A 22,460-nucleotide genomic window follows, 5' to 3' on the forward strand; every position below is an offset into this window, starting at 1 on the left:
CTCCTTAGTGAATCGCGCTGGTGGACAGGTCCATGATGGACCAGCCGTTTTGGTAGCCGGCCTGGAAGCGGGCATCGCCCGTGCCACACCAGTCGTCGTTGCGACTGCGTGACACCGAGGTCCAACTGGCCGGTTCGCAGAAGCCGGCCCCGGCTACGCCGAAGCCTTCGCCGACGAAGCTCAGGTCACCGTCGCTGGTCACGGTGCCCATGGCGCGGACCTGGCCGCGCAAGGCGCCGACACAGAGCACCTTGCCGTAGGCGCCGCCGCCGACCAGGCCACCCAGCGTCAGCGGCGGACCGGTCAACACCCAGGCACCCATGTCGGCCGAGGCGCCCACCGTCAGCGGGCAGCCGTTCGCCCAGACCGGAATCGAGGCGGAGCCGCGGACATAGGCGCCGGAGAAACCGCTGTCCGGCAGCGGAATGAATTTGGCGACGGACGGGTCGAGTTCGAGCAGAACATCCTGATTGCAGGTGCGGCCCATCAGGAAGGCCACCTCGGCCTGGATGTCGCTGAACAGGGCGCCGGCGGAGGCGCCGATGTAGACCTCCTCGCTGCCGAGACCGGCGGCGAAGGCCGGGTCGTAGATGATGAACTCGGTGAACCCGATGTCGCCCACCACGGCCAGGCCGCCATAGACACCCATCGGATTGAATGCGACGTCACCGCCGGTGGCGTTGGCCAGCGTGAAGCCGAGGTAGACCTTTTTCAGGGTGATGTCGGAGGTGCCGATGCGGGCCGGCAGGTTCATCGCGGCGATGGTGACGTCCAGGTTGCTGCCCGCACCCGGCGCGGCGCAGCCTTCGTCCTTGTTGGACGCGCTCCAACTGACGGCGGACAGGGCGGCGCCGAAGGTGTTGCCCGGTTCGCCCTCGGAGGCCGGTTTCATGGTCCACTCCGCCTGAACGTGAGCCCGCTCCAGTTCCTGCCCGGCGATGATGCCATAGCCGTCCAGCGAGGCGCTGCTCAGCGGTATGTCACGAACCGGTGCGGTGGCGGCCGCCAGGGCGTCATTGGCCTTGTTTTCGACTTGCTGCAACGCTTGGCGCACGGCTTCGTTGGCTTGGTCGGCCAGCATCATCAGGTTGTCGTTCACCTGCCGGCCGATTTCGGTCAATTGTTCGTTGATAGAAACCCGGAGCGATTTGACCGGGGCCGAGTCCATCAGCAAGGCGACGATATGCCGGCGTATCTGGTCGGCGTTCATGTTCGCCAGCGGCAACTGGACATTGCCCTGGATCTGCTCCTGCAGAGCCGTGACCAGTTGTTCCCGACTCTGATCGAGCAGGTCGCGCGCGCCATCGAAGGCGTATCCGATGATGTCGACTTCACCGGCGATATTCGGGTCGGCCACCAGGGTGTTGACGGCACCGTCGGTAGCGAAATTGAGTTCATCGATCAGGTATTGCGTCACCACCGCATTGCCCTGGGTATCGATCTGGTCGTCGATGCCTTCCAGTGCGGTTTTCATGCCTTCCAGCGGCGTCAGCAATTGATCCTGCAGGGTCGCGAGAGACGTTTGCACGGCGGTGAGTTCGGAGCGGACGTTGCTCTGCAGCCCGTCGATGTAGTTCAGTGCCGCCTGAATGTCGCCGATGTAGTCGTCGACCTGGGTCAGTACGTTTTGCACATCGGTTGCGCACAGGTTGGATCGCAGTGCTTGTTCCGCTGTGCTGAGCTGAGTAGTCAGCAGTTCGGCGTTGCGGGCGATGGTTTGTCCCGCGGATCGCATGGATTCCTGTGTCGCCGGGTCTTCGATGACGCGGTCGGCCAGCAGTGTCAGCACCTCGCCGCCTTCAAGCAGATCGAGCAGGGAACGCAGGTTGCCCAGATGCTGCCAGGTGCTGTGCAGGAAGCCATCGACCTCGGCACCGACCGTGCTGCCTTCGGTGTTGCACTGGGAGGCGGTGAAATCCGAGATGCGTTGTGTCATGGCATCGACTTCGCTGATGGCGGTTGTGGCCCGGTTCAGGGGGGCGTCCAGGCGATCCAGCCCGGCCAGCGCCTGATCGAGGCCGTCGTCCACCGGTTCGACCAGTGCGGCCATGATGCCGTAAACGGTATTCAGCAACTCGGTGGCATCGGCGATGGCGGTGCGCAGATCGTTGACCCGTTGTGGATCGGTAATGTCGGACTGGGCGGCCGTCAGGGCGGTTTCCAGATCGATCAGCCGACCGCGCAGGTCGGTTTCAAGCACCGACAACTCGTCGTGGATGGGCTGCATCAGCTCATCGTCCAGCGAAGCGATGAGCTGATCCGGGTAGGAGCGGATCTCGGCCAGCGCATCGGCCAGCACGACGATTGGGTCCTCGTTGCTCGGCATCAGCGGTGCCGATGCCGCGCCGACTTCTTCCAGCGCCACCAGCAGGGCCTCTTCCATGACCACATCGACGCCCTGATTGGCGAAATCGTTGAGTCGGTCGGCCTGGCTGGTCAGGGTGCCGAGTGTCGGTTCAAGCACCGGTTCGGAGAGCAGGCCGGCGTCGATCAGCAACTGGTCGACCTTGCTCAGGCTTTCCAGGCTGTCCAGGTCGATCTGGAAACGCAGGTTCCCCAGCCGCTCGAAGTCCGCACTGGCCCCGAAACTGAGTTTGGTTTTCTCCGGGGTGATGTAGTCGATGCCGGCGTTGGCTTCGAGTACGAACAGATCCTGGTTCCAGGTCCGGCCAATGAATTGCGGGCCCGGGCGGTTGTCCGGCAGGTCGTAGTACACCGGAAGTTCGAATCCGAAGCCGGTGTTGCCCCATTGGTAACGCCCCGCCAGGTCGTACTGGTCCTGATTGTCCTCGGCCAGATCGAGCAGCAGGTCCCGGTTGGGTTGTTCGGCCAGCGCCGTGGTCAGCGACGGCGGGTCGTTGCTGGTATCGCCGTCTTCGTCCGGCATCAGGGTGTGGCGTTGCAAGGGTACGGAGGGGGCCCCGGTCACGTCGGTGTCTTCGTTGGCGACGCGAATGTCGGTGTCGAGGGCCTCCCAGAACGGAACGCCGATCAGGCCGCCGAGCGCGATGGTGCCGTAGCGGCCGGAGTCCACCGAGGTCTCGTCCCAGGGCGTCTGCAGCTCGGCTTCGGACAGGGCCACCGGGAAGCCGACTTCGTCGTCGGTGGCGTCCAGCCGGTACTGATCCTGGTTATTAAGCCCGGTGCGCAGGGCATCGCCCTGGGCTGACCAGGTCACGTCCAGCATCAATGCCTTGTCCAGCGCCAGGAAGTCGGCGTCCTGTTGCAGGGTGAGATACTGATCGTTCACGCCGCATTGGGGAGAAGGGTCCCCTGAGGATGTGGTGAATTGGAAATCGAAAAAGTCGGTCTTGGCGTGCCAGGAGGACAGCGAACATCCCGCATCGGATGCGCATTGCTCGGGGGCGAGCCGGGCCTGACCGAGTTGGCCGCCGCAGTCGATGGACAGGCTTTCGAAGGCCACATCGAAACCGGCGTCGCCGGGCAGGTCGACGCCGCCGTCGACCCAGTTGCGGGTGTCCATGCGATTGTCCCGCAGCCGCACGGCGAAGCGGTCGAAGGCGATGTTGTAGCCATAGATCGAGACCGGATCGGTCAGGCTCGGTGGGTCGGCGTTGAAGACGCCGGTGATGCCGCCGTTCTGAATCACGTATTTACTGGCCGCGTGACCGGTCAGCGACAGGGTGTCGTTGCCAACGTCGATATTCAGGGATCGCTGGCCGATGTCGGCGCCGGTACCCGTGGCCGGTTGACCCTGGGCATCGGCGTAGAACTGCGGACCGACGGTCAGCCCGGGCGGATAATGGTTGCCGCGTCTGAACGCCTCCGTCCCCGGTCCATGCGCGGAAACGTCATTGGATTCGACGACCCGATGGCTGCGCAGGTGATCGGTCACCGGAGCGTCGCCCGGCGCCATGAAACCCGGCAGGACCAGCGTGGCCGCCGAACCGTTGGCCATATCCTGCGGCCGTTGCCAGGCCGGGCCATCGGCGCGATCGCCCCAACGAACACCGTCGCTGCCGGTCACGGTGGAATGGGCCAGCAGGGTGCCATCGCCGCCGACCCGGGCGGTGCCGGTCACCTGGTGGCCGGCACGGCCGCCTTGCAGGCAGTCGGCCGAGCGACAGGCGGTGCTTTGGTCCAGGTCGTAGTCGAGGGCGACGGTGCTGTCGCTGATGCGGCTGTCCTGCACGGACACGGTGAAGGCGTCCCATTGCACCGAGCCGGCCGGCCAACCGCTTTGGGCCGAACCGGCGTTGAAGGCCGTGCTGTCGTCGATGCCGGCGTCGCCCAGCGTCAGAGTGCCGGCCTGGCCCTGGGCGTAAATGGCCGAGTTGGAACGGAATTCACTGGCGCGCGGGTCGCTGGCTTCGAACAGGGGGTCGGTCATGACCCTGAGTCCGGTATAGGCCAGGCGAATGCCCTGAGGCCCGAGGGTGCCGCTGTCGATCCAGTAGCCGAACGGCAGCGAATCGGCGGTCAGGTACTGGCGATAGATTGGGGCGAGGTTTGTGGCTGGCAACAACAGATAGGTCTGCGCCGTGGACTGGCGGGCCCAGTAATCCGAAGCGCCATAGGCGTAGGCCAGGTTCGATTCGATGACCGAGCGATGCGCGACCGGCAGCGGGACCAGTACCGGGGAACCGTCGGATTCGAGGGGTACGGCCCCCTGGGTCACGACCAGAACGGGATCGTTACCCGACAGGTCCAGGCTCGCGCAGACTTCGCCGGAGAGCGATTGCTGGGCAGTCTGACCCTGATAATCGACCGACCAGACATAGCCACCGTCGAGCTGCCATTCGTCCTCGGCACAGGTCAGGCTGCCGGAGCCGTTCAGAGAGAGGCCGGTCGGGCTAACCTGCAGGGTCTCCTCGCCGAATTCGATGGTGTCGGGCACCGGGATCAGTTCGGGCAGGTCGGTTTTCGCTGTCCGAGTCTGGTCGTTGCGGGTCAGGCTGGCGTGCAAACGGACTTGCCAACCCTGTTGCCAGGCGTTCAGCAGGAAGTCCTGCACGTTGGGGCTGCTCAGCGAGGCTTGCAACGGCTGCGCGGCGTTGAGCGTTTGGGACGCGTCGAACAGGGCGTCGGCCGGGTAGAGGTAGTCACCCAGTCGGGTGCTGTCCTGCTGTTCACCGTCGGCTTCGGCCAGCAACGTCAGTGACATCGGCCAGTCTTGATTCAAAACGGTGCAATTGGCGGAAGCGGTGCAGTCGGCTTGTACGCCCAGTGCCAGGCCCAGGGCGTAGGGCGCGTTCATGACGTAATCGTCCTGCGGCGACAGCATCGGCGTGCAGCCCAGACTGGACGGGTCCGTCGGCGGCCCGGAGCCGATCAGGCAGGCGTCGATGGCCGCGATGCCGCCGCTGTTCGAACCGGGGTCCGGCAGGGAGTCGAGGATGCTGACACGAGCCTCGGCGCGTTGAATGTCGAATGTCGTCGAGGGGTTTTGCAGGGTCAGGCCCAGAGATTCGATGTCTTCATCAAGGCTGTCGATCAGCAATGGCAGCGTCACCGTCAGACTGCGTTGTCCGGCGGAGAAGGAGACCGTCTCGTCGATGCCGACAAAGTCGAAACCGTCCAGCGCCGTGTTTTCCTGAGTGGTCAGGTCGATGGTCATGGCGGGCAGGTCGGCCGTCAGGCCGGAACGGCGCAGGACGATGTCGGTGGAGCCCTGGGCTTCCAGAACCGTGATGTCCGACAGGGACAGGCTGGGCTCGGTCAGCCATTCCCAGTCGCAGGTCGGATTGCACAACCAGGTATTGCCGAAGTCCAGAGACAGGTCGGGCAGGTCGGGCAGCACCTGGGTGTCGCGGATTTGCTCGTAGAGGTCCGCCGCATCGATGCCGGCCAGGGAGGGAAGCACTTCTTCCGGCTTCAAACCCTGCCCCAGACCCGTCAGCATGGCCTGGTAGCCGTTCGGCATGGCGTTGTCGGTGCGTGGCAAGGTCATGATCGAGCCCGACAGCAACAGCAGACTCAGGTTCGGATCGCCCAGTTCGGCTCCGGCATCCACCTGAGCGAGGTCCAGGCTGCGCGGGTCGGTCGATTGCGGCAGGCCCAGGGCCGTCATCAAGGTACCCTGGGCGCCGGACAACCGCTCCTTGACCGGCTGGGTGGTGTCCGTCTGATTGTCGAACAGAGCCGCGCTCATGTCGGTCATGACGTTGATGTTGTGCGGGCCGGACCGGTCTTTTTCGGCGACGGTGACGGCACTCAGGGGATCCTTGAGCGTGACGCTTTGACCTGTGGTTTCGTCCAGGAAAGTCCCCGTGGCCTCCAGGCGGATGTTCTGGCCCGGCTGAGCTTTCAACGAGTAACGATCTTTCTCGACCGTCACCGGCAGCGGATCGCCCAGATCACCGGTCTTGTTCATGGGTCGGGCCGTGACGGAAAGCTGGGTAAAGGGACCTTTCTGGACCACACCGCTCAAGGTGATGCGGGTATCGCCGTCACCGGTGTCGGCACCGTCGCCCGAGGAGCCGCCGCCACAGGCCGTCAGGCCCAAAGCCACGAACACCATCGCAAACCAGTAAAAACGAGGACGATAAGGCAGGTCCATTGCAGAGACTCCCATTCAGAACACGATCGGATTGAGTCGACAGGCGGTCAACCGCGTTGTGTCATGATCCGTCAGGGAGGATTCGATGCGAATAGTGCAAATGCACTATAGGGGAGGGGAGTGAGACCCCGGTCACAGGACCGGGGTCGGGGCAGGACTCAATCGTGGAAGTGACAGGCGACGCGGTGCGTGCCTCTCGGGTTTTCCAACTCGGGCACCTGTTCGGCGCACAGCGCCTGGGCCTTGGGGCAGCGTGTGCGGAACACACAGCCGCTGGGCGGGTTGATCGGCGATGGCAGGTCGCCTTCGATCAGGATGATGTCCTTATTGCGTTCGATCTTGGGGTCCGGAATCGGAACCGCCGAAATCAACGCCTGGGTGTAGGGGTGCCGCGGATGGTGGTAAATGTCGGCGGCGTCGGCCACTTCCATCACATTACCCAGGTACAACACCATGATGCGGGTGGAGATGTGTTTCACCACGCTCAGGTCGTGGGCGATGAAGATCAGCGACAGACCCATGCGCTTTTGCAGGTCCATCAGCAGGTTGATCACCTGTGCCTGAATGGACACGTCCAGCGCCGAGACCGGCTCGTCGCAGATGATCAGCTTCGGCTTCAGGATCAGCGCCCGGGCGATGCCGATGCGCTGGCACTGGCCGCCGGAGAATTCGTGCGGGTAGCGGTTGATCTGGTTCGGCAGCAGACCGACCGTCTTCATCATTTCCTTGACCTTCTCCTTCACCTCTTCTTTCGGGGTGTCCGGATAGTGGGTCTTCAACGGTTCGGCGATGATCTGGCCGATGGTCATCCTCGGGTTCAGTGAGGCCAGCGGGTCCTGAAAGATCATCTGGATGTCTTTACGGTGGCTGCGCATCTGGCTGTCGCGCAGAGGTGCGATGTCCTTGCCGAGCCACATGATCTCGCCGCTTTCGACCGGCAGCATGCGAATGACGGCCCTCGCCAGGGTGGACTTGCCACACCCGGATTCACCCACAATGCCCAGTGTCTCGCCCTCGTACAGGTCGAAACTGACACCGTCCACGGCTTTCAGCTTGTTCGGTTTGGTCCACGGCATGGCGCCTTTGGGGTAGATATCGAACTGGACCTTGAGATCCGATACCGACAGGATGGTTTTCTTCTGTTCGCTCATTTCAGTGTCTCCGGTTCGAAGTGGCAAGCCCGTGGACGGTTCAAACTGTTGGCACTGGTCAGTTCGGGACGGTCGGTGGCGCACCGCTCTTCCGCGAACGGACAACGTGGCTGGAACGGGCAGCCGGCCGGCATGTTGGTCATATTGGGCGGGTTGCCGGGAATGGTCATCAGCTCCTCACCCAATTGGTCCAGGCGTGGAATCGCTTTGAGTAGCCCCTGGGTGTAGGGATGGCTCGGGTACTCGAACAGACTCTCGGTGTCGCAGTACTCCATGACACGGCCGCCGTACATGACCAGGGTGTTTTCGCAGGCACCGGCCACAACGCCCAGATCGTGGGTGATCAGCATGATGGCGGTGTGGAAATCCTGCTGCAGGTCGCGCAGCAACTTCATGATCTGGGCCTGAACGGTCACGTCCAGAGCCGTGGTCGGTTCGTCCGCGATCAGCAGTTGCGGGCGCAACAATAGAGCCATGGCGATCATGACGCGCTGGCGCATACCGCCGGAGAATTCATGCGGGTACATGTGGATGCGGTTGCGGGCTTCGGGAATGCGCACCGCATCCAGCATGCGAATGGCCTCTTCGAGCGCCTCCTGCTTTGACATGCCTTTGTGATGTTGCAGGACCTCGGTCAATTGCCGACTGACCTTCATAAAGGGGTTCAGGGAGGTCATGGGGTCCTGGAAGATCATGCTGATCTTGTCGGCGCGGATGCGGTTCATCCCCTGCTCGGGCAGGTTCAGGATTTCCAGATCGTCGAACTTGACGCTGCCGGACGCATGACCGTTGCCAGCCAGCAGACCCATGATGGAAAAGGCGGTCTGACTTTTGCCGGAACCTGATTCGCCCACGATCGCGAGGGTCTCGCCCTCTTTGATGTCGAAATTCACACCATTGACCGCGTTGACATAGCCATCGTTGGTTTCGAAGCCGACGTTGAGATCTCTAACCGATAATAAACTCATAATTCAGACTCTCCGTCACTAGCGGTCTTTCGGGTCCAGCGCGTCGCGCAGGCCGTCGCCGACAAAGAAAAAACTCAGCAGGGTGGCGATGAAGAAGAACAGCGGGAAAGCCAACTGCCACAAGGTGCCATAACGCATAGTGCCCGCGCCTTCGGAAATCAGTGCGCCCCAGGAGGTTTGCGGCTCCTGCACACCCAGGCCCAGGAAGGAAATAAAGGACTCGGTGAGGATCATTTGCGGTACCAGCAGGGTGGCGTAGACCACCACGATGCCGAGCAAATTGGGCACGATGTGTCGCAATACGATGATCATGGGTCGAACCCCGGAGGCAATGGCCGCCTCCACAAATTCCTTGTGCTTAATGGACAGTGTTTGACCCCGAACGATCCGCGCCATATCCAGCCAGGATACGATGCCAATACCAACGAAAATCAGGAAGATCGACCGACCGAAGATCACCAGCAGAATGATCAGGAACAACATGTAGGGGAAGGACATCAGGATATCGACCAGACGCATCATGGCGTTGTCCAGCCGCCCGCCGTAGTAGCCGGCGATCGCGCCATACAACGTGCCGATTACCATCGCGATGAATGCGCCAATGATACCGACCATCAGCGAAATCTGGCTGCCCTGGACGGTGCGTGCGAACAGGTCGCGCCCCAGGTCGTCGGTCCCGAAGTAGTGTCCGGTTTCGAACGAGGGCTGTCCCAACTCGGCGGCATTACCCATAACGGCCCAGTCAATATCGTCGTAGCTCCAGGCGGCAATAAAGGGGCCGGTAAGTGCGAACAGGAAAATCAGCCCCAGAACGACAAGGCCCGCCATGGCCATTTTATTGCGCGTGAATCGGTGAAAGGCATCCTGCCACAAGCTGCGGCCGGAGACCGTTTCACTGGCCATATTTTCAGCCAGCTCGCTGACCTTTTTGTTTGTGTGTGTGAGCATTGCAGACAACCTTAGTAACGAATCTTGGGATCAATCCAGGCGTAGAGAATGTCCACCACCAGGTTAAACAGAATGGTTAAACCACCGAGCAAAATGGTGAAGCCCATGATGACGGAGTAGTCGCGATTCAGTGCGCCATTGATGAAATGCACGCCGATACCGCCCGTGGCGAAGTAGCTGTCGATGATGAACGAGCCGGTGATCATGCCGACGAAGGCTGGGCCGAGGTAGGACACAACCGGCAACATGGTCGGCTTCAAGGCATGACGCCAGATGATGTAGCGGAAGGGCATGCCCTTGGCTTTGGCGGTTCGGATGTAGTTGGAATTCAGTACTTCCAGCATGCTCGACCGGGTAATCCGGGCGATGCTGGCGAGGAAACTGGTGCCCAACGCGATCACCGGCAGGATGATGTATTGCCATTGGCCGCCTTGCCAGCCGCCACCAGGAAGCCAGCCAAGCCAAAGAACAAACACCAGTACCAGAATCGGCGCCAGCACAAAATTGGGCAGCACCTGTCCGACAATGGCGGTACTTACGGCGGCATAGTCGGCCGCCGTATTGTGCTTGATCGCGGCGATAGCCCCCAGACTGACCCCGATCACGACGGCGAAGATAAACGCCCAAAAACCGTAGGTCAGGGTGACCGGAAAGCCGGTTTCGATCAGGTCGTTGACTGTCCGGTCCTTAAAGCGGAACGACGGGCCGAAATCAAAATCCGTGACGACGTTCCAGAGATAAATACCCAGTTGTTGATACAGTGGTTTATCCAGGCCGTATTTGGCTTCCAGGTTTGCCATAACCTCGGGCGGCAAAGGCCGTTCCGACGTGAAAGGACCACCCGGAGCGGTATACATCAGATAAAAGGAAATGGTGGCGAGCACCAACAACGTTGGAATCGCAACGCCAATACGTCTCAAAATGTAATTGAACATGATGGTTCAGCCTGCAAAATTTTGACCGCGTATCTTACTGACCCAGTCACTCTATACCGAATATAAAACAGCCTTCGAACAGTCTGTTTTACGTAAACCTGAAATAACAATAAGGGTCCGGTATGACGGCAGGGTGGGCAGTTGACCTATAAAGGCAGCGGCCGCACGAAGCGGCCGCTTGAATCAAACAACGGTCAGGTTGTTGATTAGTGCTCGACGATGTACAAGTTCTTGCTCTGGACGTTCTGCTGAACATCTCCGAAAGGCCAGCCTTTGACGTAAGGCTTGAGCATCATCACTTCGGTGTAGTGATAGATCGGAGCGTTCGGCATGTCGACGGCGATCAGTTCTTCCATCTCGGTGTAGACGGAACTCGGATCGTCCATCATTTGAGCTTCCTTGGACATCGCATCGTATTCCTCGGATACATAGTTGGCATCGTTATAGCCGGATTCTGAATGCATCAGGTCGAGGAAAGTGGAGGCTTCGTTGTAGTCGCCGCACCAGCCGGCACGTGCGATTTCAAAGTTACCGTCGCTGCGTGTGGACAGGAAGGTCTTCCATTCCTGGTTTTCCAGGGTGGCGTTGACACCCAGCTTCTGCTTCCACATGGCCGAAATCGCAATGGCGACTTTCTTGTGGCCTTCGGAGGTGTTGTACAGGATGGTGGTGTCCAGAGGGTTATTCGGACCATAGCCCGCTTCGGCCAGCAATTCTTTGGCCTTGGCGTCGCGTTCGGCCTGGGTCATCTCTCCGAAGGCGACATCCGGCGGTGTGAAGCCAGCGGTCAGCTCAGGGGTGAAGGTGTAAGCCGGGAACTGGCCACCCTGCATAACGTTGTTAACGATGACATCTCGATCGATGGCATAGGACAGGGCGCGACGGACGCGAGCGTCGTCGAACGGTTCAACGTCGTTGTTGAAGTTGTAGTAGTAGGTGCACAGCTGAGGAATGGAGTGAGCCTCATCCGGGCTTTCTTTCTCCAGGCGAGGGTACTGACCGGCCGGTACATCGGTCTTGTCCAGTTCACCGGCATCGTAGCGGTTCAGGGCCTGGTTCTCGTCGTTGATGACCAAGGTGACGACCTTGTCCATCATGTTGTTTTCGTTGTCCCAGTACAGGTCATTCCGCTCACGCACCAGGCGCTCGTTGATAACGTGCTCGGTCAGAACGAAGGCGCCATTACCAACCAGGTTGCCCGGCTTGGTCCATTCTTCGCCGTGCTCTTCAATAACCCATTTGGGTGACGGGAAAGTGGTGGCGTGCGTAACCATTTGTGGGAAATAAGTCAGGGAGCGGGACAGGTTGACGCGGAAGGTGTAGTCGTCAATCGCTTCAACGCCCAATTCGGACTTGTCCACGTCGCCGGCAATGATTGCTTCGCCGTTCTCGATGGACATCAAGCCCATGTACCAGGCGTACGGAGACGCCAGTTCCGGATCCACGGCGCGTTTCCAGGCGTATACGAAGTCCTGAGCGGTGACCGGTTCGCCATCCGACCATTTGGCGTCTTCACGCAGGTAGAAAGTCCAGACGGTGTTGTCTTCGTTGGATTCATAACGCTCGGCGACGCCGGGAACCAGGTTGCCCTCTTCGTCGGAGTTCAGCAAGCCTTCGAAGAGGTCGCGGACGATGTAGGAACCATCGACATCTTCAACAACTTGCGGGTCCAGAGAGGAGGATTCATCCAGAGCGCGGTAGGTGAACACTTGCTCTTCGGCAAGCATTTCGCCCGTTTCAGGGTGACGGTCTTCCGCCAATGCCATGCCGGAGGCGCCCATCAGAGAGGCGGAAACCAGCGTAGCAGCCAGGGTTTTATGCAGAGTTTTCATTGTAAGCCCTCTTTTTTTAATCATTATTTTAGTTCTCAGTGTTCAGTCCACGTTTGGGACTCGACTGTTTCCAGTCAGACAGCACAACGGGTAAGTTACCTACCTTGAAGTGAACATCAACGAGCACCCCCGCGAAAGGGGTGTAACGCTAAGTTTACTGTTGTACTGGGGGTGACAGCGGGCATCCCTGGCCCGTGTTTCCAAAGTCAAAAAGACCCTGGGAATGGCTGCCTTGACGGCTGTCACCAAACCGGTCGGATATGTCTGGTCGGGAGGTTAACCAGTCGGTTGCTTTCCCTGTTTCAGAACATACGCCGGGGCGAGCACTCGCTTCGATGGTCACCCGGAGGTGACCACCGGAGCGACAACTCAGTGCTCGACGATATACAGATTCTTGCTGTAAATGTTCTGTTGTACGTCCTCGAACGGCCAACCCTTCACAAACGGTTTGAGCAGAATCGCATCTGTGTAGTGATAGATCGGCGCGTTGGGCATGTCCTCGGCGATCAGCTCTTCCATTTCGGTGTATACCGAAGACGGGTCGGCCATGGTTCTGGCCTGCTCGATCAGCTGGTCGTATTCCTCGGATTCGTAATTGGCGTCGTTATAACCGGACTCCGACTGCATCAGATCCAGAAAGGTGGACGCCTCGTTATAGTCGCCGCACCAACCGGCGCGGGCCACCTCGTAGTTGCCCTCGCTGCGGGTGGAGAGGAAGGTTTTCCATTCCTGGTTTTCCAAAGTGGTTTCAACGCCCAGTTTTTGTTTCCACATTTGCTGAATGGCGATGGCGACCTTTTTGTGGGCTTCGGAGGTGTTGTACAGGATGGTGGTGCTCAACGGGTTGTCCGGTCCATAACCGGCTTCGGTCAGCAATTCTCGAGCGCGGTTGTCACGTTCTTCCTGCGTCATCTGACCGAACGCGACCTCGGGCGGTGTGAAGCCCGCGGTCAACTCCGGAGTGAAGGTGTAGGCCGGATATTGCCCCCCTTGAAGCACGTTGTTGACGATGATGTTCCGGTCGATGGCATAGGACAGCGCACGGCGGACACGGGCATCGTCGAAAGGCTCAACCTCGTTGTTGAAGTTGTAGTAATAGGTGCACAGACGCGGAATGATGTGCGTTTCCTCCGGCCGTTCTTCCTCCAGCCTCGGGTACTGGCCGGCCGGTACTTCGGTTTTGTCCACTTCGCCGGCGTCATAGCGGTTCAGAGCCTGGTTCTCATCGTTAATGACCAGTGTTACCACACGATCCAGCAGATTGCTTTCGTTGTCCCAGTAACGCTCGTTACGCTCGCGAACCAGGCGCTCGTTGATGACGTGTTCGGTCAGGGTGAAAGCGCCGTTACCGACGAGGTTGCCCGGCTTGGTCCACTCTTCACCGTGCTCTTCGATCACCCATTGCGGGGATGGAAAGGTCGTGGCGTGAGTGACCATCTGGGGGAAGTAGGGGATGGAACGGGTCAGTTCCACCTTGAGGGTATAGTCGTCCACAGCCTCCACACCCAGGGTATCGGGTTCGGCCTCTCCGTTGATGATGCCTTCGGCGTTTTCGATCGACATCAACTGCATGTACCAGGCGTAGGGTGAGGCCAGTTCCGGATCGACCGCGCGACGCCAGGCATACACGAAGTCTCCGGCGGTAACGGGCTTGCCGTCCGACCATTGGGCGTCTTCGCGCAGATAAAAAGTCCAGGTCCGGTTTTCGTTGGCGGATTCGTAGCGTTGGGCCACGCCGGGAACCAGATTGCCCTGGTCGTCGGTGTTCAACAGACCCTCGAACAGATCGCGAACAATGTAGGAGCCGTCCACATCCTCAACCAGTTGCGGGTCGAGCGAGGATGCTTCATCCAGTGCCCGGTAGGTGAACACCTGTTCTTCGGCCAGCGCTTCACCGGTGACCGGATGGGTGTTCTCCGGCGCTCTGTCTTCGGCTTGAGTGGTGGAAGAGGATTGGGACTGTGTCTGGTTTTGTGCCTCTTGCTCGCCTTGGCTGCAGCCGGCGATGGACACGGCAGAGATCAATGCTGCGGCTAGCGTGAAACGCCAATCGGCAGACAGTGGTTTCATGTATTGGGATCTCCCTTGTCACGATTGCCTTAAAACGTTGAACGACGGATGCAACGATACATTGGGCCGGCACCAGGTGTATTTGTCGGTATCCCGCTGAGCAAAATGGGTGCCACCCGGTGTCAGCTCCATGTTAAAAATCTGACACCTTGGTCGAGTGCAAGAAGTTGGCACAACTATTCAGAAACATCAACGATGTTTTTCAAAATACACAACTTGGCCGGGGAGTCTATATTAAAAAGAGGAGTGGATCACAGTTTGCTGAATTTTCGGCGAAAATAGCCGCTTTTAAGGGAGGATTTTCAACAACGGCCTGGCCGGAAACGGTGCTGTTTGAGGTTGATGTGCACTGTATTGGTGCGATTTTGGTCAGCCATGTTCATCTTCCATGACATCGATCAGGTTACTGAGTTCACGTTGCAGGGCATCTTCATCGCCCAGATTTACTTCGATCAGGCGGCGCAGGTGGGAGGCGGTGTCCACATCCATGGTCTGAATGTTCAGGCCACAGGCGTGTCGGACGGGGTGAAAATAGGCCACCTGGACGTCCATCTGCATTTCCACCGAGCCCTCGTCCAGACGAACGATGAGCCGGCCCTGTTGTCCTTCCTCGATCGGCTGGCCGAGATCGCCCAGTACCACCAACGCCCCTTTGAGGCTGATATCGCGCAAAATACCGGGAAAGCTCTGGCCAGCCAGGTCGAGCTGGATGCGGGCATCGAATTCGATGCGATGGAAGCGGCGTTGATCGTCTCTCATCAAGATCTCCCCAACGGACATTGAAATCACTATAGTGTGCGCTCATCTTTGCTGCAAACGTATTCGGGCGGCGCTCAATCGCCGTTTCCGACCTCTGGAGGACGACCCATGGCACGATCCACCGACATGCCGACACCCAACCAGGTGTTGCCCGGCCGGGATGAACCCCTGGCGATCGACTATCACAACATCGTGCTGGATATCGACATGCGCGAGACACCTCCCGGATGTGAGGAGATTCTGCTGGCCATGGGCTGCTTCTGGGGCGCCGAACGGCATTTCTGGCAACTGCCCGGCGTGGTGAACACGGCGGTTGGTTACGCGGGGGGCCAGACCCCGAACCCGACCTATGAAGAAGTCTGCAGTGGTCAAACAGGTCACACCGAAATCGTTCGGGTTGTGTACGACCCGAATGAAGTGCCGCTGTCCAAGTTACTGAAGTCCTTCTGGGAAGCCCACGACCCGACCCAGGGTATGCGTCAGGGCAACGACATCGGCACCCAGTATCGATCGGCGATATACGGGGATGAGGCGCAGTTGGCGGTCGCGCGCGAGACCGCGGCGCGGTTTCAGGAGGAGTTAAGCAAGCAGGGTAAGGGCGAGATCACGACCGAATTGGCGGCTAAGCCGACGTTTTATTTCGCCGAAACCTATCATCAGCAATACTTGTACAAGAACCCGATGGGGTATTGCGGGTTGAAGGGAACCGGGGCGGTCTGTCCTCTTTGAGGGAGAGTCAGTTTGTCGGATTGCGCGCCGCGCGCTAATCCGACCTACAGGGGGGGGGATGTGGTTACACGCCACTTAACGCCCGAATCCGGTCTCTCAATTTCAAAGCCTCTTCCCGCGCCGCCTCGGCAAAATCCTCGCCCTGACTGGCGTACAGCACACCCCGCGATGAGTTGATCATAAGGCCTTCACCGGGTGCTGTCTGGCCGTTGCGTACGGTTCCTTCCAGGTCGCCACCCTGGGCGCCGATGCCCGGTACCAGGAACGGCAAGTCCGGGGCGACGTCGCGTATTCGGGCCATTTCCTCCGGTGCGGTCGCGCCGACCACCAGGCTGATATTGCCGTTGGCGTTCCAGTGTTGCTGGGCGCGTCGGGCGACGTGGATGTAGAGCGGTTCACCGTCGATTTCCAGGTTCTGGAACTCGGCGGCCGAGGGATTGGAGGTGCGGCACAACAGAATGACGCCCTTGTCGGCGTGCTCGGCGAACGGCAGTACGGTGTCGGACCCCATGTACGGATTCACCGTAACGGCGTCGGCGCCGTAGTGTTCGAAGGCTTCACGGGCGTACATGCCGGCGGTGGAGCCGATGTCGCCGCGTTTGGAATCCAGAATGACCGGTAGGTCCGGATGGACGTCCTTGATGTAGCGAATGGTGGCCTTGAGCTCGGCTTCGGCTTCAACCGCGGCGTAGTGGGCGAACTGGGGCTTGAAACAGCAGACCAGGTCGGCCGTGGCGTCGATGATGTCCCGGTTGAAGTGGAAGATGGCGAGATTATCGCCTTCGAATCGGGCCGGGAACCGGTCCAGGAAGGGGTCCAGACCGACACACACCTGGGTGCCGGCCTGCCAGCGCTGTCTGAGCTGTTCGATAAACGTCAATGCGAGTCTCCCCGAGTGTCTGTGGTGGTGAGCTACAAGGTTTTGAAATACACCTTTGAATTCCGTTGAAAGTTGTAGAGGTCCTGCCGTTGGGGCGGCAGTTCGCCGACCGGTGCCTGCTCGAAGCCGCGTTCGGCGAACCAGTGGGCGGTCTGGGTGGTCAATACGAACAGCCGCCGCACGGCCTGTTCACGGGCACGTTTTTCCAGCGCGCGTAACAGAGCGTCGCCGCGACCGGACTGGCGATAATCCGGATGAACGGCAACGCAGGCCAGTTCGGCCACGCTCGGTTCGGTCTCCGGAATCGGATAGAGGGCGGCGCAGCCGATGATCATGCCATCGCGTTCGTTGACGTAAAAATGGTCGATCTCGTTTTCCAGTTTTTCCCGACTGCGACGCACCAGTATGCCTTTGTCTTCCAATGGACCGAGCAGGGCCAGGATGCCGTTGATGTCATCGGTTCGGGCGACACGGAAGGTGTCGTACCGGTCGCGGGCGATCAGAGTGCCGACGCCGTCCCGGGTGAACAATTCGCCCAACAGGGCTCCGTCCTGGTGGCCGTCGATGACATGGCAGCGCGGGATGCCGGCCTCGCTCGCGGCCAGGGCGGTATTGAGTTCGCGCATGCCGGGATGGTCCTTGGGTTGTTGCCCGAGGCAGTGGCTGAGTTCGAAGGCGGTCAGTTCTTTTTGTCCGCCGGTTATCGGATGCGGGTCGTCGCCGACGATGACGATTTTGTCGGCGTCGAGGCGGCGCGCGGTTTCGATGATCAGGTGATCCGGCGCGAGATAGAAGACTTCGCCGGTGACCGAATAACCGAGTGGCGGCAGCAGGACGATGTTGCCGTCGTCGAGGTGCTGGCGGATGGCAAGGTGGTCGATGCGACGCACACGCCCCTGTGCCTGGAGGTCGATGCCGTCGACGACGCCTTCCGGACGGGCGGTGACGAAGTTGCCGCCGATGACTCGGACGCGGGCGCCGTGCATGGGCGAGTTGGCCAGCCCCTGGGTGAACTGGGCTTCGAGCCGGCTGCGCCAGTGGCCGATGCGGTTGAGGATGGTGTCCATGGTGTTCGGGTCGATGACGGCGTTTTCGTTGAGACGGACGTCTTCGACCTGGTCGTCGGCATCGAACAGGACGATCAGTTTGAGGCCGAGACTGTTGAGCAGGGCCAGGTCGCTGACCAGGGCATGCACGGAGGATCGGCTCAGGACCTTGCCTCGCAACCAGACGACGGCGGTTTTACCCCGGTAGGCGTGGATGTAGGGTGCGCTGTTGCGGAAGATGGATACGAAGTCGGTCAAGTCGGGCCTCCTGTGCAGGCGGCCATGATACAGGATTCAGGCGGGTTTTGGAGCCAGAGTGTATGGGCTGGGTTCGAGGTTGATCCGGGTGTGTTTGCCAGTGGTCCGTACCGATTATCGGTGAGACCCTTCCAGGGACCGCTGTGAACCCATCCCTGGGCGCTTAGCCTCGCCATCCATGACTCGGATGTCCCTTCCAGGGTCTCACCGATAACCGGTACTCGTTATATTGCTATCAACCCTTTTCACAATACCTTCGAAAACCGCGATGTCGGCACATCCCCCAGGTACGCATCGAAGGCCATCAAAATCGGCCGCAGCAACAACCGGCCGGTCGCGGTGACGTTGATGGTGTGGTTGTCCAGCGTTACCAGTCCATCGGCTTCGAATGCCTGCATCCGGTCCCATTCGCTGGCGAAGTAGTCCGGGCCGACGATGTTGTGGCGTTGCCCCAGGTCGTCGAGGTCCAGTCGACCCTGGCAGGCCAGGCGGCTGATGGCGTCGCGGCGAAGGGTGTCGTCGTCGCTGAGCCAGAACCCACGGTGGGTGGCGTAGTGGCCGTTATCCAGTTGGCTTTCGTAGGTGTCGAGGTCGGCGGTGTTTTGCAGGAAGGCGCCGCCGATCTGGCTGATGCCGGACATACCGAGCGCCAGCATGTCGGTCTCGGCCTGGGTGGAGTAGCCCTGGAAATTGCGTTGCAGGGTGCCTTCGGCGAGGGCCTGGCTGAGGGTGTCGTCGGTGCGGGCGAAGTGATCCATGCCGATGTAACGATAGCCGGCCTGCTGCAGCCGCTCGATGCCGTAGCGCATGAGGTCGAGCTTGTCCTCGGGGCCGGGCAGGGCGTGGGCGGCGATGCGCTTTTGCGAGGGGAAACGGTCGGGCAGGTGGGCGTAGTTGTAGAAGCTGATGCGGTCAGGCCCGAGGTCGAGGACGGTGTCGAGGGTGTCTTCGAGTGTGGTCAGGGTCTGGTAGGGCAGGCCGTAAATCAGGTCGAAGTTGATCGAGTCGAATGCGAGGTCCTGGGCCTGGCGCACCAGAGGTTCGACCAGTTCTCGCGGTTGGACGCGATGGACGGCGATCTGGGTGGCTTCGTTGAAGTCCTGGATGCCGAAGCTGACCCGGTTGAAGCCGCGGTGCCTCAACAGGGACAGCATGTCCGCGGAGGTTTCGCGTGGATCGAGCTCGATGGAGTATTCGCCTTCGGGATTGGTCGGATCCCAATTGAAATAGATCTCCAACCAGTCGAGCATCCGGGTCATCTGGTTGGTCGTCAAAAAGGTCGGGGTACCGCCGCCAAGGTGCAGCTGAGTGATCGGCCGTGTGCCGAAATGACGGGCACTGAGGGCCATTTCGGTGCCCAGGCGCGCCAGATAGTCGTCGGCGCGGTCGCGATTCTTGGCCAGTACCTTGGTGCAGGCGCAGTAGTAGCACAGGTGCCGGCAGAACGGGATGTGGATATAGAGCGATAACGGATCCTGGCGGCCGGTGAGCTCGGCATAGTGGCGTTCAACGTCTTCCCGGTCGATGTCGTGAAACTGGACGGCGGTGGGGTAGGAGGTGTAACGCGGTCCCTGGATGTCGTACTTGCGAATCAGACGATCGTTCCAACGAATGTCATCGACTTGGAAGGGGGTCATTCGGTGTTACCTGTTCCGGTGTATTGCTGATTGGAATGGCAGCTTACCGGAACAGGAATGACGGGATGCTGACTCAGGTCAAAAGTTTGGGACGGCGGGAACCACGATCGGCATGTGGCGCCGTACACAATCGGGAAGGATTGCCCCGGAGTGGGAGCATGGTCGCGCACGGGTGTGCGCTACTCTCCATGCTTCAGTGTTGCGACCCGATTACGGCTGTTGCTGGAAGAATTCCCGCGAGCCGTACACCACCATGGTCTTGCCCTTGACGCTGACCAGCCCCTGTTCTTCCAGGTTTTTCAGCACACGGCCGACCATCTCGCGGGAACAGCCGACAATGCGACCGATTTCCTGGCGGGTGATCTTGATCTGCATGCCTTCGGGGTGGGTCATGGCATCCGGCTGCTGGCACAGGTCGAGCAGGGTGCGGGCGACGCGACCGGTCACATCCAGGAACGCCAGATCGCCGACCTTGCGCGTCGTGGCGCGCAGACGGGTCGCCATCTGTTCGCCGATGAAGTACAGGATGCGCGGGTCGTCCTGGGTGATTTCCCGGAACTTGGTGTAGGAGATTTCGGCCACCTCGCATTCCGTCTTGGTTTTGACCCAGGCGGAACGGGAGTCCATGGCGTCGAAAAGGCCGAGCTCCCCAAAGAAATCGCCGGCGTTGAGGTACGCCATGATCATCTCGCGACCGTCGTCATCCTCGATGATGACGGAGACGGTGCCCTTGATGATGTAGTACAGCGAGTCGCTTTTGTCACCCGCGTAGATCAGGGTGGTTTTAGACGGGTAGCGACGACGGTGGCACTGCGACAGAAAATAGTCGAGATGCGTATGTTCGATTGACTGATTGACCATGATCGTAAGCGTTCCAGTGTAGCGTTTGTGCCCCGGCCCGACATTCGCGACCCGGTGGCTCCTTGACAGACGAGCGGCCTGACCAGTGACTGCATCCTGTCCCCGGGGTGGCCCTGCCTGGGCCGATTATCATCCGGGCGGAAACTGACCGTCGCCTGTGCGAGTATAGACATCAATTTTGGCCTTGGGGGCAGAATGTTCGCCCCTCGAAATAACCAAGGCATCCGGCCATTATGGGGTATACACCAAGCTCTGGCTACGTCAGAGCCCGATTTGTATGACTTGGATCCCGTTTTGTGGCCCAATGTCCGTTGTTTTAAGGCTTTTAAGCCTCATCCTAGCGAAATAAACACCCTTGTACAGGAGTCAATCCGCATTGAAAGCCAAGATCCAGTGGGCCGGAGAGAAGGCCTTTTCGTACGAATCCAATAGTGGTCATCGGGGTTTTGTCGACGGCGCCGCCAAAGAGGGTGGCGACAGTCGCGGTCCAAGCCCGATGGAGTTGATTCTCTGCGGCCTGGGCGGGTGCACGTCCTACGATGTCGTCAATATCCTGCGCAAGAGCCGCCAGGACGTGGTTGATTGCGTCGCCCAGCTCGACGCGGAACGCTCGGACAGCGTGCCGGCGGTCTTCACAAAGATTCACATCCACTTCGTCGTGACCGGTCACAGTCTGAAGCCGTCCCAGGTCGAGCGGGCCGTCAAACTGTCCGCCGAGAAGTATTGCTCCGCCTCATTGATGCTGGAGCGTGGCGGTGTCGAAATCAGCCACAGTTTCGAGATCGTCGAGGCGGATTGAGAAACTCGTCCATTCACCCAAAAATCACTGGGCATGGCCGGACGCTATCCGCATAATACGCGGCCGCCCGATGGCGGGGACTGCTCTTTTCTCCGCCATCTTTCATACAGCCGGCCTGTCATGGGGGAAGATACCTATGAATGACGAACTGCGGTTACACGGGTTCAATAACCTGACCAAGTCGCTCAGTTTCAATATCTACGACATTAATTTCGCCAAAACCGAGCAGCACCAGAACGAGTACATCGCCTACATTGACGAGATGTACAACGCGGACCGGCTGACCGAGATTCTGACCCAGGTGACCGACATTATCGGTGCCAATGTACTCAATGTGGCCCGGCAGGACTATGAACCGCATGGAGCGAGCGTCACGATTCTGATTTCGGAATACCCGGTCGAGGGCGAGGAGGATTATTCCCAGGCTTCTCCCGGTCCCATGCCGGAAACCGTCGTGGGCCATCTCGACAAGAGCCACATCACGGTGCACACCTATCCGGAAAGCCATCCCGACAGCGGTATCTCCACCTTCAGGGCGGACATCGACGTCAGCACCTGCGGCGTTATCTCGCCGCTGAAGGCGTTGAATTTTCTGATTCATTCCTTCGACAGCGATGTGGTGACCATGGATTACCGGGTCCGCGGCTTCACCCGCGACGTCGATGGTCGCAAGCACTACATCGATCACGAGATCAACTCGATCCAGAACTTCCTGGCCGAAGACACCAAACAGATCTACGAGATGATCGATGTGAACATCTACCAGGAAAACATCTTCCATACCAAGATGCTGCTGAAGGAGTTCAATATTGAGAACTATCTGTTCGGTCGCAGCGTGAGCGAATTCAGCGAGGACGAACTCGACAGCATCACCAAGGCCTTGTGGCGTGAAATGCAGGAGATTTTCTATTCACGCAACATGAGCAACGGCCCCGCACCGGTCTGATCCTTCCTTGTATCGACACGGTCAGGCACACGCCTGGCCGTATTATTGGTCGATTTCTGTACAAAACCCCAACATCAAGCAACATTTTGTGACTGGTATCGCCAAATCCCTTGTGAAACCG

Annotated in this window: 16 protein-coding genes; 4 read left to right on the top strand and 12 right to left on the bottom strand. The window is 59.8% G+C overall.

The features are described 5' to 3' along the window. Positions 1-4 precede the first annotated feature (4 nt). The 7 genes from IE111_RS05870 to IE111_RS05900 form a co-directional block, all read right to left on the bottom strand. Entirely contained in the window at positions 5-6,520 is a 6,516-nt protein-coding gene (locus IE111_RS05870) for a Calx-beta domain-containing protein (protein ID WP_189607557.1), read from the bottom strand. Between the two features lie 158 nt (positions 6,521-6,678). Continuing rightward, complete coding sequence (gene oppF / locus IE111_RS05875) at positions 6,679-7,671, bottom strand: murein tripeptide/oligopeptide ABC transporter ATP binding protein OppF (protein ID WP_189607558.1); 993 nt, start codon at positions 7,669-7,671, stop codon at positions 6,679-6,681. After that, on the bottom strand, positions 7,668-8,639 hold the full coding sequence (locus IE111_RS05880) for an oligopeptide/dipeptide ABC transporter ATP-binding protein (protein WP_189607559.1): 972 nt from the start codon (positions 8,637-8,639) through the stop codon (positions 7,668-7,670). The genes oppF and IE111_RS05880 overlap by 4 nt, the downstream gene beginning before the upstream one ends. Positions 8,640-8,657: 18 nt before the next feature. Continuing rightward, positions 8,658-9,587 carry an ABC transporter permease subunit gene (locus tag IE111_RS05885; protein WP_189607560.1) on the bottom strand — a complete coding sequence of 310 codons (930 nt, stop codon included), beginning with the start codon at positions 9,585-9,587 and terminating at the stop codon, positions 8,658-8,660. An 11-nt stretch (positions 9,588-9,598) separates the two neighbouring features. Then, the gene (gene oppB, locus IE111_RS05890) at positions 9,599-10,522 is read right to left on the bottom strand and encodes an oligopeptide ABC transporter permease OppB (RefSeq protein WP_189607561.1); all 924 of its coding nucleotides are present in this window, start codon (positions 10,520-10,522) and stop codon (positions 9,599-9,601) included. A gap of 206 nt (positions 10,523-10,728) precedes the next feature. Next, the gene (locus tag IE111_RS05895) at positions 10,729-12,354 is read right to left on the bottom strand and encodes a peptide ABC transporter substrate-binding protein (protein WP_189607562.1); all 1,626 of its coding nucleotides are present in this window, start codon (positions 12,352-12,354) and stop codon (positions 10,729-10,731) included. 369 nt (positions 12,355-12,723) lie between these two features. After that, a complete protein-coding gene (locus tag IE111_RS05900; RefSeq protein WP_189607563.1) occupies positions 12,724-14,424 on the bottom strand; it encodes a peptide ABC transporter substrate-binding protein in 1,701 nt (566 codons plus the stop codon). Between the two features lie 167 nt (positions 14,425-14,591). On the opposite strand from IE111_RS05900, the gene IE111_RS05905 reads away from it, so the two are divergent. Next, positions 14,592-14,816: a hypothetical protein gene (locus tag IE111_RS05905; protein WP_189607564.1), complete on the top strand. Its 225-nt coding sequence runs from the start codon at positions 14,592-14,594 to the stop codon at positions 14,814-14,816. On the opposite strand, the gene IE111_RS05910 is transcribed toward IE111_RS05905, so the two are convergent. Continuing rightward, complete coding sequence (locus tag IE111_RS05910) at positions 14,794-15,183, bottom strand: PilZ domain-containing protein (protein WP_189607565.1); 390 nt, start codon at positions 15,181-15,183, stop codon at positions 14,794-14,796. The two genes, IE111_RS05905 and IE111_RS05910, sit on opposite strands and share 23 nt — an antisense overlap. A 108-nt stretch (positions 15,184-15,291) precedes the next feature. On the opposite strand from IE111_RS05910, the gene msrA reads away from it, so the two are divergent. After that, on the top strand, positions 15,292-15,912 hold the full coding sequence (msrA, locus tag IE111_RS05915; RefSeq protein ID WP_189607566.1) for a peptide-methionine (S)-S-oxide reductase MsrA: 621 nt from the start codon (positions 15,292-15,294) through the stop codon (positions 15,910-15,912). A gap of 64 nt (positions 15,913-15,976) precedes the next feature. Here msrA and pyrF read toward each other — a convergent pair whose 3' ends face one another. The 4 genes from pyrF to crp all read right to left on the bottom strand — a co-directional run bounded on the left by pyrF (position 15,977) and on the right by crp (position 20,594). Beyond that, the gene (pyrF, locus tag IE111_RS05920; RefSeq protein WP_189607567.1) at positions 15,977-16,792 is read right to left on the bottom strand and encodes an orotidine-5'-phosphate decarboxylase; all 816 of its coding nucleotides are present in this window, start codon (positions 16,790-16,792) and stop codon (positions 15,977-15,979) included. Positions 16,793-16,824: 32 nt separating this feature from the next. Continuing rightward, the gene (argA, locus tag IE111_RS05925) at positions 16,825-18,096 is read right to left on the bottom strand and encodes an amino-acid N-acetyltransferase (protein ID WP_229805244.1); all 1,272 of its coding nucleotides are present in this window, start codon (positions 18,094-18,096) and stop codon (positions 16,825-16,827) included. A gap of 245 nt (positions 18,097-18,341) precedes the next feature. Continuing rightward, entirely contained in the window at positions 18,342-19,733 is a 1,392-nt protein-coding gene (gene hemN / locus IE111_RS05930; protein WP_189607568.1) for an oxygen-independent coproporphyrinogen III oxidase, read from the bottom strand. A gap of 210 nt (positions 19,734-19,943) precedes the next feature. Next, entirely contained in the window at positions 19,944-20,594 is a 651-nt protein-coding gene (gene crp, locus IE111_RS05935) for a cAMP-activated global transcriptional regulator CRP (RefSeq protein ID WP_189607569.1), read from the bottom strand. A gap of 376 nt (positions 20,595-20,970) precedes the next feature. On the opposite strand from crp, the gene IE111_RS05940 reads away from it, so the two are divergent. Further along, positions 20,971-21,393, top strand: a complete 423-nt coding sequence (locus IE111_RS05940) for an OsmC family protein (RefSeq protein WP_189607570.1) — start codon at positions 20,971-20,973, stop codon at positions 21,391-21,393. Positions 21,394-21,529: 136 nt separating this feature from the next. After that, the gene (gene speD, locus IE111_RS05945) at positions 21,530-22,339 is read left to right on the top strand and encodes an adenosylmethionine decarboxylase (RefSeq protein ID WP_189607571.1); all 810 of its coding nucleotides are present in this window, start codon (positions 21,530-21,532) and stop codon (positions 22,337-22,339) included. The last annotated feature ends 121 nt before the right edge of the window (positions 22,340-22,460 follow it).

The organism is Saccharospirillum salsuginis, from assembly GCF_014651855.1.
In the GTDB taxonomy this organism is placed as follows: Bacteria; Pseudomonadota; Gammaproteobacteria; order Pseudomonadales; family Natronospirillaceae; genus Saccharospirillum; species Saccharospirillum salsuginis.

Coding starts and splice junctions, on each gene's coding strand:
- IE111_RS05870 (WP_189607557.1), bottom strand. CDS start 6,520: ATGGACCTGCCTTATCGTCCTCGTTTTTACTGGTTTGCGATGGTGTTC.
- oppF (WP_189607558.1), bottom strand. CDS start 7,671: ATGAGCGAACAGAAGAAAACCATCCTGTCGGTATCGGATCTCAAGGTC.
- IE111_RS05880 (WP_189607559.1), bottom strand. CDS start 8,639: ATGAGTTTATTATCGGTTAGAGATCTCAACGTCGGCTTCGAAACCAAC.
- IE111_RS05885 (WP_189607560.1), bottom strand. CDS start 9,587: ATGCTCACACACACAAACAAAAAGGTCAGCGAGCTGGCTGAAAATATG.
- oppB (WP_189607561.1), bottom strand. CDS start 10,522: ATGTTCAATTACATTTTGAGACGTATTGGCGTTGCGATTCCAACGTTG.
- IE111_RS05895 (WP_189607562.1), bottom strand. CDS start 12,354: ATGAAAACTCTGCATAAAACCCTGGCTGCTACGCTGGTTTCCGCCTCT.
- IE111_RS05900 (WP_189607563.1), bottom strand. CDS start 14,424: ATGAAACCACTGTCTGCCGATTGGCGTTTCACGCTAGCCGCAGCATTG.
- IE111_RS05910 (WP_189607565.1), bottom strand. CDS start 15,183: ATGAGAGACGATCAACGCCGCTTCCATCGCATCGAATTCGATGCCCGC.
- msrA (WP_189607566.1), top strand. CDS start 15,292: ATGGCACGATCCACCGACATGCCGACACCCAACCAGGTGTTGCCCGGC.
- hemN (WP_189607568.1), bottom strand. CDS start 19,733: ATGACCCCCTTCCAAGTCGATGACATTCGTTGGAACGATCGTCTGATT.
- crp (WP_189607569.1), bottom strand. CDS start 20,594: ATGGTCAATCAGTCAATCGAACATACGCATCTCGACTATTTTCTGTCG.
- speD (WP_189607571.1), top strand. CDS start 21,530: ATGAATGACGAACTGCGGTTACACGGGTTCAATAACCTGACCAAGTCG.